Below are 13141 nucleotides of genomic sequence, written 5' to 3'. Positions count from 1 at the left end.
TGGGGTTCAATTAAATTTAACTTATTATCTTTAAGCGTCTCAAACAAGTTCGGAAACCTATGCCAGGGAAGCGTGTTAATTTTAATATTTCAGAACGAAAGGTATTACTGCGTATTTTTGATATGCTTTTTATTTTGGTGGTGCTTCATCTGGTGAGTCAGTTTTTTCATTTTGATTATTTTACCATTACTAAAGATAAATGGCGTTGGGTATTTGTTCTGCTCTTGTATATATCTGTATTCGGTACGATCTTTGAAATGTACGATTTACAAAAATCGAGCAAAATTGAAAAGATAGCGACCAGTATTGTAGTTACTGTATCCATAACCGTTTTGTTTTATCTGTTAACACCTTTTTTTACGCCGATACTTCCTGGTAATCGTTTGCAAATCCTGTATTTTTATCTGGCTATTTTAATTGCTTTATTTGTCTGGCGCCTTGCTTATTTAACTCTGATTACCTCGCCTCGCTTTTACAGACAAGTATTGTTAGTGGGAGAAACGCAACACGCAAGCAAGATTATTTCGGACTTTAAGAACTCAGACCCCAATTATAATATTGTGGGTATTATTAATTGTGATGTTGATCCTGCCAAGTCTAAAACCATTGAAGGTATTACCGAATATTATCCCGAAGATATAGAAGGCATTATTCAGGATAAATTTATTTCTGAAATTATTGTTACAGGTTGCAATCCTGAGTTGATTAATCCTAAGATTTATCACGGTTTAATCACACTACTGGAAAACGGAATCCCTATTAAGGAGTATACGCAGGTCTATGAAAATATGACCCAACGCGTACCTGTACAATTTATAGGAAAGGATTTTTATCGCTATTTCCCTTTCAGTCGCAGTAATCAGAACCGACTGTATTTGTTTTTTCAACGTTTGTCTGATATCGTTATTTCCATGATTGGGATCTTATCAAGTTTGTTTGTGGTTCCTTTTGTATTTATCGGGAATTTGTTGGGGAATCGAGGTCCTTTATTCTATACGCAGCAGCGTGTGGGTAAGCATGGTCGGGTATTTAAAATTATAAAATTCCGAAGTATGTGTATGGATGCTGAAGCCCAGGGTGCCGTTTGGGCCAGCAAAAATGATTCACGGGCTACACGATTTGGTCGCTTTTTAAGGTATTCCAGATTAGATGAGGTTCCTCAGTTTATAAACGTATTAAAAGGGGATATGAGCATTATTGGCCCCAGACCAGAACGTCCAGTATTTGTAAAGGAATTAACTAAGGTATTACCTTATTATGAAATACGTCATATTATTAAACCAGGGCTTACCGGCTGGGCACAGGTAAAAACACGATATGGTGCATCGGTAGATGATAGTTTGTTGAAACTACAGTATGACTTGTACTATATTAAACATCGTAGTTTTTTATTAGATGCCAATATTTTTATAAAAACCCTGAGTACTATTATTTTTTACAGAGGGCAATAATTCCGTATATGTAATACTTTATTGCGTTTTAAAGTATCGGAGCAAATACCAATATCGTACAAGAAGGGCGACCAAGAAGGGGATAAGGGCTAGAGCAAATACCTGTACTCCCATGATCCAGTGCAGTGTAAGCAGGCAAAGTAATATTACTAATAATTTTAGATAATTTCTGAACCAACGACCTGCTTTCTTTTTGAAAAATTCCCCAATTACCAGGATGTTAAGTGCAAAGGCCCAAAGTAAATTGTAATTTTGGTGGGTGCCTTTGTGATCTGTGGCAAACCAAAGTAACAGAATAAAAATGCCAATGAAACCTGTGATTGAAAATAAGCTAACATCCAGCCAGTTCGTTCTTTTTTGCTTTTTATAATCGTTATAGGTTAACAGAAGTATGCCTAAACTTATTAGGCCAATAATAAAAAACGGACTGCTAAAAAAGTTGGTGGGCGATGGTATGTCACGTTTTTCATAAAGTGTGCGCTCACTGGTTACTAGGGCTTGGTTATTCGATTTAAGCGTGGCATATTTAAAGAATTTGTAAATGTTCTCTGGTAAAAACATTTGCTCTTCAGGGGTTGATTTTTTATCGATAACCGCACCCAAAGCGATATCAATACCTAAGCTTCCCCAGGAATTACTACTTAGATTATTTTGAATGAGTGTTCTAAAGGTAGCCTCCTGATAATTTTCAGGGATATTAAACTTGATGTTGTTATCTAACGATAACTGAGCAACATCTTTAATTTTAGTCGCGCAATTGTCATAAAAAAAGTCGTATAAGTAAGCGCGGTTTTCGGGTTTTAAATTGTTGAGCAGGTAGTGGTAAAGCGTTTGTTTTTCCTCTAAAGTCAGATTTAAGAATTGCTCTTTTATGCTTCTGTTTTGCGCTATGTATGATTCAAAGAAATCTTCATAGTAATTTAATCCTATTAAATAATGGAGTCTTCCTTGAGCAAATTTCAGATAAAAATTGGGTGTATTGAAATCGTATACACCATAATTAAAAACCAGATCGTTTCCTTTAATTGGGTCTTTGATGCGAAATGCACTGTGGCCGAAGGCGTCATTAAGTGAAGTTCCCGGTCCAATAGTTAACACACTTATTTGAGCCGCTTCAGATAATTGTGGGTTTTGAGAGAACGTAATTTGAGAAATGAAGAGAAGAACGAATAAGGCAGTTAGTTTTTTCATCGAGATAAATATTACCTAAATATACTAAAATCCAGTTTCAATGAAAATACATTCGAATAAAGCGCGACACTTTGATCGCCAATATCAGTAAATGCATAGTCTATTTGAATACCATTATATTTAAAACCTAAACCAAAACTAGGCTGAAAGCTTAATTGCTCTGTATTATCGATTTGTAATTCATTTTGAAAATTACCTACTCCGGCGCGCAGGTAAACCAGATCGATATAACCAAACTCGAATCCTAATGCCGGATTAATACTGGCAAAAGACGAAGAAATAACGTCGTTATTTTCTTCAAAACGGACGTTTAAGTTAGCTGAAGCCAATAGCGTATAATCGTAATGAAAGGTCATGAGTTTCGAGACACCTATTTGTAACTTAGGAATTGTGATTTCAGTGGTTTCTGGCAATTCCTGATTTTGCCCTTCCACTGCATCCTGTACTTTTTTAAATTCTTCTTCATCGATAGCCCAGGCATTATAAGTGGTTGTAATATCTCTGGCCATAACCCCAAATTTCCAGTCGTTTCCTGTTTCAAACTGAATACCCAGGTCAAGACCAAACCCCCAGGAGGATGCAAAATCGCCTATAATACGACGAATCACCTTAGCATTGGCGCCATAATTTAAACCTTCAACCGGTAGGGCGCGCGCATAAGAGAAGGTAAATCCGTAATCGGCCGTAGAAAACAAACTAATACGGTCGTAGTTAATATTACCTTGTTCGTCTATAAGTTGTGTGGTATTTAAGATGTCATCTACAGCAAAGCGAATTAGGGAAATCCCCATAACGCTTCGGTCGTCTATCGGCATGGCAAAGGCGGCATAATCATAATTGGCAATATTGGCAAAATAGCTGGAATGCATTAAAGCTAATTGGTTGTCTTCCAGTTGAATTAAACCCGCTGGATTCCAGTAACCCGCATTTACATCGCTTGTGTTTGCCGTAACAGCGCTACTCATACCCAAAGCAGCTGCATCGACTCCTATATTCATAAACTCATTAGAATATTTTCTAGTGGTTTGACTAAATAAGTAGGTCGAGAGCAATAAAAACAGCGCAGTTGTATATATTCTCAATCGTAATTTTTTTACAAAGATGCACATAATTTATAAACCTATAAACTTGAATTTACTGCAGATATTGTTTTAGACCCAATTTGTTTGCTATTTTTACTGCATTAAACTTGCAGCTATGAAAACATACATACCCAATGGGCTCACTCTTTTAAACTTATTAAGTGGATGTATCGCTACTATTTTGGCGGTAAATGGCCTTTTTGTTGCGGCCGCCTTTTTTGTGTTTTTGGGTATCTTTTTTGACTTTTTCGATGGGTTTGCTGCCAGAAAGTTGCAGGTTCAAAGTGACCTGGGGTTGCAGTTGGATTCGTTAGCCGATGTGGTTACCAGTGGTGTTGTACCAGGAATTATCATGTATAAATTATTGGCATTAGCCGTTAACAGTGCCGATTTGCAAGCTGGTTGGGACTTTACCGATTTGCGAATTCATCCGTTACCTCTGGTTGGTTTGTTTATTACCCTTGCCAGTGCTTATAGACTTGCAAAGTTTAATATTGATGAAGAACAGAGTACGTATTTTAAAGGATTACCAACACCGGCAAATGCCCTTTTAATCGTATCACTACCCTTAATTCTAGAATATCAACACAGTGACTTAATAAATACTATTATTATTAATAAATGGTTTCTAATAGCACTGACTGCTTTAAGTTGCTACCTGCTAAATTCGAATATCAAATTGTTCGCTTTAAAATTTAAAGACTTCAGGTTTCAGAATAACGCTATGCGTTATATCTTTTTAATATTGTGTTTAGTATTACTGGTGTTATTACAGTTTGCAGCCATTCCCTTAATTATTATCCTTTATATCGCTTTATCGGTTTTCGATAATTTTAAAACAAGCAATAGTCTTAATTAATATATTTTATGGCCTCAGGATTTTTTGCCCTTTTAGATGATATTGCATCACTTATGGATGATGTGGTAACTATGAGTAAAATAACAACTAAAAAAACTGCCGGTATTTTAGGAGATGATTTAGCTGTTAATGCTGAAAAAGCATCTGGATTTGTATCGTCTAGAGAGTTACCCGTTTTATGGGCTATAACCAAAGGGTCGATGCTTAATAAGTTGATTATTTTACCTGTTGCCTTTTTGTTAAGTGCCTATTTTCCAATAGCTATTACCATAGTTCTGGTGTTGGGAGGATTTTATCTGGCTTATGAGGGGTTTGAAAAAATATATGAGTTTGTAGTGCCTCATAGTCATGAAGCTAAACATGAGGAAGCAGAGAATTCAGAAGATCTTGAAGCTCTTGAAAAGCAACGTATTAAGTCGGCTATTTTCACAGATTTTATTCTGTCGGTTGAAATAGTGATTATTGCTTTAGGAACCGTGTTGGGGGAGCCTATTTTGTTTCAGGTTATGGTGGTTTCTATCGTGGCTGTTATAGCAACTATCGGGGTTTATGGTATTGTAGCTCTTATTGTGCGTATGGACGATATAGGATTTAAATTGATTAAATACAGCCATTCTGAAAGGAGTTTTAGTCATGCATTTGGGAGTTTTTTAGTTAGGGCTTTACCAAAAGTTATTAAGTCGTTAGCCGTTATTGGAACCATTGCCTTGATTCTCGTTGCAGGAGGTATATTTGTACATAATATAGCATTTCTACATCACTTCTTGGATGTATTACCTAGTCTGTTACAAGAGTTTTTGGCAGGGCTTTTTGGTGGCGCCGTGGTATTTATAGTGGTAACTTTAGTAAAACGTTTGTTTAAAAAGACATAACTTTTTAAATATTATCCTATGGATAAATCTGATGGTGACAATAAAATTAATGAGTAGCAACGCGGCTTAGTCTCTAATTTTCTTTTTACGTAACTCAAAGTTTTGACCCAGATAAACCTTACGTACCATTTCATCGTTAGCCAGTTCTTCCGGTTCTCCGGCCTTTAAAATACTACCTTCAAACATTAAATAAGTGCGGTCTGTAATAGCCAAAGTTTCCTGTACGTTGTGATCGGTGATTAATATACCGATATTCTTTTTGGTAAGTTGGGCAACAATACGTTGAATATCTTCTACCGCCACAGGGTCTACCCCTGCAAAAGGTTCGTCCAGAAGAATGAAACTTGGGTCGGTTGCCAGAGCACGTGCAATCTCGGTACGACGACGTTCACCACCCGATAACAAGTCGCCACGGTTTTTTCGTATATGTCCTAAGCTGAACTCTTCAATTAGGGATTCCATCTTATGAAGTTGTTCTTTTTTACTCAATTTAGTAAGCTGGAGTACACTTAAAATATTGTCTTCAATACTTAATTTTCTAAAAACCGATGCCTCTTGTGCTAAATAACCAATACCATTTTGAGCACGCTTATACATTGGAAATGTGGTAATCTCGGTATTATCTAAAAAGATATGACCCCCATTAGGTTTTATTAAGCCTACAATCATATAAAAAGACGTTGTTTTTCCTGCACCATTAGGTCCTAAAAGACCAACAATTTCTCCTTGATTTACTTCAAGAGATACATCTTTTACTACTTTTCGTCCGTTATAGGACTTCATTAAATTTTCGGCTTTTAAAATCATAAGTTATTTAGTAAACGCTAAAAATAGTAAAATCATTTTTTACCGTCATAGCAGATAATTAAATTAATGTTATTGTTGTGTTTCCAGGGCGTCCCAAAATTCGTAGGCACGACGAAGGTGTGGAATCACTATGGTTCCTCCAACTAAGGTTGCAATACTTAGAGCTTCAACAACTTCTTCTTTTGTTAACCCTATTTTATAACTTGTTTCCAGATGGTATTTAACACAATCGTCGCAACGCAAAACGGCAGAAGCTACTAATCCTAAAAGCTCTTTGGTCTTTATATCTAAAGCTCCTTCAGTATAGGCGTTGGTATCTAAGTTGAAAATACGCTTGATAACTTTATTGTTATCACTTAATATTTTATCGTTCATTTTAGAGCGATACTCATTAAATTCTGAAACTAAATCGGACATAATGCTATTTATTTAGTTAAAGCCTGAGACTCTTTTTTGAGTTGATTTCTAACTACTATTTTAGAGATATAAATACTTACCTGATATAAAATGAGAATAGGAATGGCTACAATTACCTGACTGGCAATATCAGGAGGTGTAATAATAGCCGATAAAATAAGTACAATTACCAAAGCAAATTTTCGATACTTTTTTAGTACTTCGGGGGTTACCAAGCCTATTTTAGTTAGGAAGTAAATGACGATTGGTAATTCGAATATTAAACCGGAAGCTAATACAGACGAACGTACCAAACCGATGAATGAACTGATATCGATTTGATTATCGACCTTAGTAGAAATACTATAATTCGCTAAAAAGTTTATCGATAAAGGAGTGATTATATAGTACCCGAATAAGGCGCCTAAAAAGAATAAAAATGAACATATAATAATGAAACCTCGAGAATGTTTACGCTCATTTTCATGTAGCCCCGGACTTATAAAGCTCCATAACTGATAAATAATGTATGGGAAGGATATAATGAAACCAGCTAAAATAGCCGTCCAGATATCGGCAGAAAATTGACCTGCCATGGTTCTGTTTTGCAGAATTAATGGAATCCTGTCGTTACAGAAACTGGTTTCTACATTTAGTAGTTTTCCTGCGTTACAAAGAAATTCATACGTAGGGAAACTCATTTCTAATGGCGCAAAAATAATATCGTCGAAAATAAAGCGGCTAAAGGTATAAGCCAAGGCAGCTACTATAATAACAGCCAGACAAATTCGAATTAAATGCCAGCGTAAATCTTCAAGATGGTCTAAAAAAGACATCTCATTAATATTCTTCTTTGCCATTATATAATGCCTTCTTTTATTAAATCATGTAAATGTACAACACCCGCGTAAGTGCCATTAATGTCTTCAACTAACAGTTGAGAAATCTCATTAGCTTCCATAAGTTCCAGCGCATCGATGGCCATGGCTTTAATACTAATACGTTTTGGGTTGGCACTCATGATATCTTTTGCTGTTAAAGATGTGAAATCATCAATCTTTGTTAGCATTCTACGTAAGTCACCATCGGTTATGATGCCAACAATTTTGTTATCTTCAACTACAGCCGTAACGCCCAGCATCTTATTGCTGATTTCGATAATGATATCTTTTAAATTGGTATCGAGTTTAACCTGAGGTTTTTCATTTACAGAAGAAATGTCTTCTACTCGTAAATAAAGTTTTTTTCCTAAGGCCCCACCAGGATGAAACTTAGCAAAATCGTTACTTGTAAATCCGCGTAATTCTAATAAGCACACAGCTAAAGCATCACCAATAACGAGTTGTGCTGTGGTACTTGTAGTAGGAGCCAGGTTGTTTGGGCATACTTCTTTTTCTACGTAGGCGTTTAAAATATAATCGGCATGCTGACCTAAAAATGATTCTTTATTACCCGTAATGGCAATCATTTTGTTTTGAACGCGTTTAATAAGAGGAACCAATACTTTAATCTCAGGTGTGTTCCCACTTTTAGAAATGCAAATTACCACGTCGTCCTCCAAAATAAGACCAAGGTCACCATGAATAGCATCGGCAGCATGCATAAATACAGCTGGTGTTCCAGTCGAGTTTAAAGTGGCTACAATTTTGTTCGCAATTATGGCACTTTTTCCAATACCGGTAATAATGACGCGTCCTTTAGAATTGTATATGAGGTTTACGGCTTCGGCAAAATCGTTATCGATTAAATTTGATAAATTTAAAATGGCTTCGCTTTCTGAAGCTATGGTCTGTTTTGCCGTCTCGATGATAGCGTTTATGTAACTCAAAATTTAAGAAAAGTTTATGATGCTTATTAAGAAATTATTATCTTTAAAAGTAAATCTAATTTACATTAATTATTGTAATTTCGATTTCCGTTACAAAACTAACGAAAAAACACGAGGGTTTTCTTAATACACTATTAAAGTCAACACATTTTTTTGTCGATTGGTGTATGTGTAATGTAATAAAGTAAATTTTTAAAAAGTTCATGTTAATAGCAAAAAATGAATTACAGTCTGCATTAAAGAAATATTTTGGTTTTGGCCAATTTAAAGGTTTGCAGGAAGATGTCGTAGAAAGTATTCTCTCAGGAAATCATACATTTGTGATTATGCCTACCGGTGGTGGTAAATCGTTATGTTACCAGTTGCCAGCACTTATGCAAGAAGGTACGGCCATTGTGGTTTCTCCCTTAATTGCCTTAATGAAAAATCAGGTAGACGCCATTCGGGGTGTTTCTAACGAGCAGGGTATTGCGCATGTTTTAAACTCTTCATTGAATAAAACAGAGGTTAAACGTGTTAAGGAAGATATTGTAAACGGTGTTACTAAATTATTGTATGTAGCTCCTGAATCTTTGACAAAAGAGGAGAATGTCGAATTTTTACGGTCGGTTAAAATATCATTTTTGGCCATAGATGAAGCTCACTGTATTAGTGAGTGGGGGCATGATTTTAGACCCGAATACCGTAACTTAAGACATATTATTTCTCGTATTGGAGAAAATATTCCAATTATCGGATTAACAGCAACAGCAACACCGAAGGTACAAGAAGATATTATAAAAAACTTAGGTATTACTGGTGCTAATACGTTTAAAGCGTCGTTTAACCGACCTAATTTATATTATGAAGTACGGCCAAAGACTAAAAATGTCGATGCCGATATTATTCGTTTTATAAAACAGAATTCTGGAAAATCGGGAATCGTTTATTGTCTTAGTAGAAAACGAGTTGAAGAACTAGCGCAAGTGTTACAGGTTAACGGTATTAACGCCGTTCCTTATCACGCAGGTTTAGATGCTAAATCACGATCGAAGTATCAGGACCAATTTTTAATGGAGGAAGTTGACGTGGTCGTGGCAACCATTGCCTTTGGTATGGGTATTGATAAGCCAGATGTTCGATTTGTTATTCATCACGATATTCCAAAAAGTATTGAGAGTTATTATCAGGAAACCGGACGCGCGGGTCGTGATGGCGGAGAAGGACATTGTTTGGCCTTCTACGCATATAAAGATATTGAGAAGTTAGAGAAATTCATGTCAGGAAAACCCGTTGCCGAGCAGGAAATCGGGCATGCTTTACTTCAAGAGGTTGTGGCATTTGCAGAAACATCTATTTCTCGTAGGAAATTCATTCTTCATTATTTTGGTGAAGAATTCGATAATGCCACGGGAGAAGGCGGCGATATGGATGATAATGTACGCCATCCAAAAAAGAAACACGAAGCTCAGGAAGATGTTGTTTTGCTTTTGGAAATTATTGAAAAGACCAACGAGAAATATAAAAGTAAAGACCTCGTGAATGTGATTATTGGACACGAAAATGCCATGATTAATTCACATAGAACCAATGAACAACCCTTCTTTGGGAAAGGAAAAGGAAAAGATAAGAAGTACTGGATGGCCTTATTACGCCAAGTTCTTGTAGCTGGTATGCTTAAAAAGGATATTGAAACCTATGGCGTTATTAAACTATCTCCGGAAGGGAAAGCCTTTATTAAAAAGCCTTCTTCCTTTATGATGACTGAAGATCATGAGTTTAATGGTGATCAGGATGATAATACTATTGTAACCGCCTCTAAAGGGCAGGGAGCTGTGGCCGACGAAACTTTAATGAAATTCCTTAAAGATTTACGTAAAAAGAACGCTAAGAAATTAGGGGTGCCACCGTTTGTAATATTTCAGGATCCTTCATTGGAAGATATGGCTCTTAAATATCCTATTACTATTTCAGAACTTGCTAATGTTCATGGGGTAGCCGAAGGGAAAGCCAAGAAATATGGTAAGGGTTTCGTTGAGTTAATTGCAAAGTATGTTGAAGAAAATGATATCATTCGCCCGGATGATATGGTCGTAAAAACTACCGGAACCAACTCGGCGAATAAATTGTATATCATTCAAAATATAGATAGAAAATTACCTTTAGATGATATTGCTTCATCAAAAGGGATGTCTATGGAAGAGTTTATAAAGGAGATGGAAGCTATTGTATATTCCGGAACCAAACTAAATATCGACTACTGGATTGATGAGATATTAGATGAAGACCAGCAGGAAGAAATCCATGATTATTTTATGGAATCGGAATCTGATAATATTTCTGCGGCAATAGATGAGTTTGATGGTGATTATGATGATGAGGAACTTCGATTATACCGTATAAAATTCATAAGTGAGGTAGCAAATTAGAATAGAAATATCTTTTGTTTATTTATATGTATGGCTGTCTAAATTATTTTGACAGCCATTTTTATTTCGTTTAAATATGGCGTTGGTAGTAGCTATAAATATAGGGGTGATAAAAAGCATTCATTATTCGTATTTCTTTAGGAGTTTACTATCTTTGCACTTTCTTAAAAATTAGAACAATGCAAGACGGATTATACGCAAAATTTAATACTTCAAAAGGAGAAATCCTTGTAGCTTTAGAATACAAAAAAACACCAGGTACCGTTGGTAACTTTGTGGCTTTAGCAGAAGGAAACCTGGAAAATAAAGTAAAACCTCAAGGAACCCCGTATTACAACGGATTAAAATTCCACAGAGTGATTCCTGATTTTATGATTCAGGGAGGATGTCCTCAAGGAACAGGTTCTGGTAATCCGGGGTATCAATTTGATGATGAATTTCATCCAGATTTAAAACATGACGGACCAGGAGTATTGTCGATGGCTAATGCTGGCCCTGGAACTAATGGAAGTCAGTTTTTTATCACGCATGTTGAAACGCCTTGGTTAGATAATAACCACACGGTTTTTGGAAAGGTTGTAGAAGGACAAAATGTTGTTGATGCTATAGCTCAGGGTGATACTATTGATACTTTAGAAATAGTAAGAGTAGGCGCTGAAGCTGAAGGTTTTAATGCTGTTGAAGCATTCAGAACATTCGAAGGTTCTAGAGAAAAACGTTTAGCTGAAGAGCAAGCTGCTGCCGAAGCTGAATTAGATAAATTGGCTGCTGGTTTTAATAAAACTGAAAGCGGTTTACGTTACCAGATAATTCAAGAAGGAAACGGAGCCAAAGCTCAAAAGGGACAGAATGTTTCTGTACATTATAAAGGGCAACTGACAGATGGGACGGTTTTCGATTCGTCATATAAAAGAAATCAACCCATAGATTTTCCTGTAGGTGTAGGTCAGGTTATTTCTGGATGGGATGAAGGCATTCAATTATTAAAAGTTGGTGATAAAGCACGTTTTGTAATCCCTAGTCATTTAGGTTACGGAAGTCGTGGTGCAGGTGGTGTTATTCCTCCAAATGCCACTTTAATTTTTGATGTAGAATTAATGAATGTAAAATAATATACATCGATTTTATATAAAATGAAGCACCCCAATTGGGGTGCTTTTTTTATATTTATATATGACTTTAGAAGCATTAGAAAAATTAAAATATCCTATTGGGAAATTTGAGCCACCGGTTAAAATAACAAATGCCATTATAGCGTCCTGGCTAGAAACTTTAGAAACTTTTCCATCAAAGCTTGAATCGTTGGTTTTACCTTTAACCGAAGATCAATTAGATACAACCTATCGTCCCGATGGATGGACGGTGCGGCAAGTGGTTCATCATCTTTCCGATAGTCATCATCATAGTTATACCCGTTTTAAATGGGCTTTAACAGAAGATAAGCCCATGATTAAAGCTTATTTTGAAGATCGATGGGCAGAACTTTTTGATACTAAAACGGCGCCAATCGAAATGTCTTTGGCTCACTTAAAAGCCGTGCATGTAAAGTTGGTGTATTTATTAAAGGGCTTATCCGATGCCGATTTAAATAGATGTTTTATTCATCCTGAAACTAATTCAGAAGTTTCTTTAAAGCGTAATATTGGCGTGTATACCTGGCATAGTAAGCATCATTATGCACATATTGAAAATTTGTTGCAACGCAAGAAATGGCTGTAATTTATTCACTATGATAAGACCTGTAAATATAGATGATGCCGAAGCGTTGTTAGGTATTTATAATTATTATGTAGAACATTCTGCGGTAACTTTCGATTTGGAGCCTATTTCCTTAGAAGCTTTTAAATCGAAGATTGCACTCATTACCGCTAATTACCCATTTATTGTTTTTGAAGATCAAAATGAAATTTTAGGATATGCCTACGGAAGTCAGTTCAGACCCAGACCCGCTTACCGATTTACAGTGGAATCTACCGTTTATGTGAAGCACAATGTCCATGGTAGGCAAATTGGATCGAAATTATATAAAGTCTTATTAGAATTACTTAAAGAAGGAGGATTTCATGTGGTGATTGGTGTTTTAACATTGCCTAATACTGCAAGTGAAAAACTACATGAAAGATTTGGATTTCGTCTTGTAGGACATTTTAAAGAATTGGGTTTAAAATTTGATTCCTGGCATGATATCGGATTATACCAGTTAATGTTACAAAATTACTAATAAGGGTCGTGTTTTTAAAATGAAAG

13 protein-coding genes are annotated in these 13141 nt (G+C 35.9%); 7 read left to right on the top strand and 6 right to left on the bottom strand.

What is annotated here, in order from left to right; translation table 11 throughout:
- Window positions 1-59: 59 nt before the first annotated feature.
- Complete coding sequence (locus H611_RS0102650; protein WP_027136894.1) at window positions 60-1451, top strand: sugar transferase; 1392 nt, start codon at window positions 60-62, stop codon at window positions 1449-1451.
- 18 nt (window positions 1452-1469) lie between these two features.
- Here the strand turns inward: H611_RS0102650 and H611_RS0102645 are convergent, their stop codons facing one another.
- Together H611_RS0102645 and H611_RS0102640 are read right to left on the bottom strand one after the other, a co-directional pair.
- Window positions 1470-2642, bottom strand: a complete 1173-nt coding sequence (locus H611_RS0102645; RefSeq protein WP_027136893.1) for a lipoprotein N-acyltransferase Lnb domain-containing protein — start codon at window positions 2640-2642, stop codon at window positions 1470-1472.
- Between the two features lie 11 nt (window positions 2643-2653).
- On the bottom strand, window positions 2654-3751 hold the full coding sequence (locus H611_RS0102640) for a putative type IX sorting system protein PorV2 (RefSeq protein ID WP_157515034.1): 1098 nt from the start codon (window positions 3749-3751) through the stop codon (window positions 2654-2656).
- Between the two features lie 88 nt (window positions 3752-3839).
- On the opposite strand from H611_RS0102640, the gene H611_RS0102635 reads away from it, so the two are divergent.
- Both H611_RS0102635 and H611_RS0102630 read left to right on the top strand, forming a co-directional pair.
- Window positions 3840-4583, top strand: coding sequence for a CDP-alcohol phosphatidyltransferase family protein (locus H611_RS0102635; protein WP_027136891.1), 744 nt, complete (start codon window positions 3840-3842; stop codon window positions 4581-4583).
- Window positions 4584-4591: 8 nt separating this feature from the next.
- A complete protein-coding gene (locus tag H611_RS0102630) occupies window positions 4592-5455 on the top strand; it encodes a DUF808 domain-containing protein (protein WP_027136890.1) in 864 nt (287 codons plus the stop codon).
- A gap of 66 nt (window positions 5456-5521) precedes the next feature.
- Here the strand turns inward: H611_RS0102630 and lptB are convergent, their stop codons facing one another.
- From lptB to H611_RS0102610, 4 genes are all read right to left on the bottom strand, one after another.
- Complete coding sequence (gene lptB / locus H611_RS0102625) at window positions 5522-6262, bottom strand: LPS export ABC transporter ATP-binding protein (RefSeq protein ID WP_027136889.1); 741 nt, start codon at window positions 6260-6262, stop codon at window positions 5522-5524.
- A gap of 69 nt (window positions 6263-6331) precedes the next feature.
- Window positions 6332-6679 (bottom strand): carboxymuconolactone decarboxylase family protein, encoded by a 348-nt coding sequence (locus tag H611_RS0102620; RefSeq protein ID WP_027136888.1) that lies wholly within the window; start codon window positions 6677-6679, stop codon window positions 6332-6334.
- A gap of 8 nt (window positions 6680-6687) precedes the next feature.
- The gene (gene tatC, locus H611_RS0102615; protein ID WP_027136887.1) at window positions 6688-7518 is read right to left on the bottom strand and encodes a twin-arginine translocase subunit TatC; all 831 of its coding nucleotides are present in this window, start codon (window positions 7516-7518) and stop codon (window positions 6688-6690) included.
- Window positions 7518-8486, bottom strand: coding sequence for a KpsF/GutQ family sugar-phosphate isomerase (locus H611_RS0102610; protein WP_027136886.1), 969 nt, complete (start codon window positions 8484-8486; stop codon window positions 7518-7520). The genes tatC and H611_RS0102610 overlap by 1 nt, the downstream gene beginning before the upstream one ends.
- A 203-nt stretch (window positions 8487-8689) precedes the next feature.
- On the opposite strand from H611_RS0102610, the gene H611_RS0102605 reads away from it, so the two are divergent.
- The 4 genes from H611_RS0102605 to H611_RS0102590 all read left to right on the top strand — a co-directional run bounded on the left by H611_RS0102605 (window position 8690) and on the right by H611_RS0102590 (window position 13115).
- Complete coding sequence (locus H611_RS0102605; protein ID WP_027136885.1) at window positions 8690-10894, top strand: ATP-dependent DNA helicase RecQ; 2205 nt, start codon at window positions 8690-8692, stop codon at window positions 10892-10894.
- Window positions 10895-11073: 179 nt separating this feature from the next.
- Window positions 11074-12006 (top strand): peptidylprolyl isomerase, encoded by a 933-nt coding sequence (locus tag H611_RS0102600; protein ID WP_027136884.1) that lies wholly within the window; start codon window positions 11074-11076, stop codon window positions 12004-12006.
- A gap of 61 nt (window positions 12007-12067) precedes the next feature.
- A complete protein-coding gene (locus H611_RS0102595) occupies window positions 12068-12613 on the top strand; it encodes a YfiT family bacillithiol transferase (RefSeq protein ID WP_027136883.1) in 546 nt (181 codons plus the stop codon).
- A gap of 10 nt (window positions 12614-12623) precedes the next feature.
- The gene (locus H611_RS0102590; protein WP_027136882.1) at window positions 12624-13115 is read left to right on the top strand and encodes a GNAT family N-acetyltransferase; all 492 of its coding nucleotides are present in this window, start codon (window positions 12624-12626) and stop codon (window positions 13113-13115) included.
- Window positions 13116-13141 lie beyond the last annotated feature (26 nt).

Origin of the sequence: Gaetbulibacter saemankumensis DSM 17032, assembly GCF_000425645.1 — a bacterium.
In the GTDB taxonomy this organism is placed as follows: Bacteria; Bacteroidota; Bacteroidia; order Flavobacteriales; family Flavobacteriaceae; genus Gaetbulibacter; species Gaetbulibacter saemankumensis.
The sequence above is the reverse complement of the archived record's forward strand: the minus strand, read 5'-3'. Positions and strand labels throughout refer to the sequence as shown.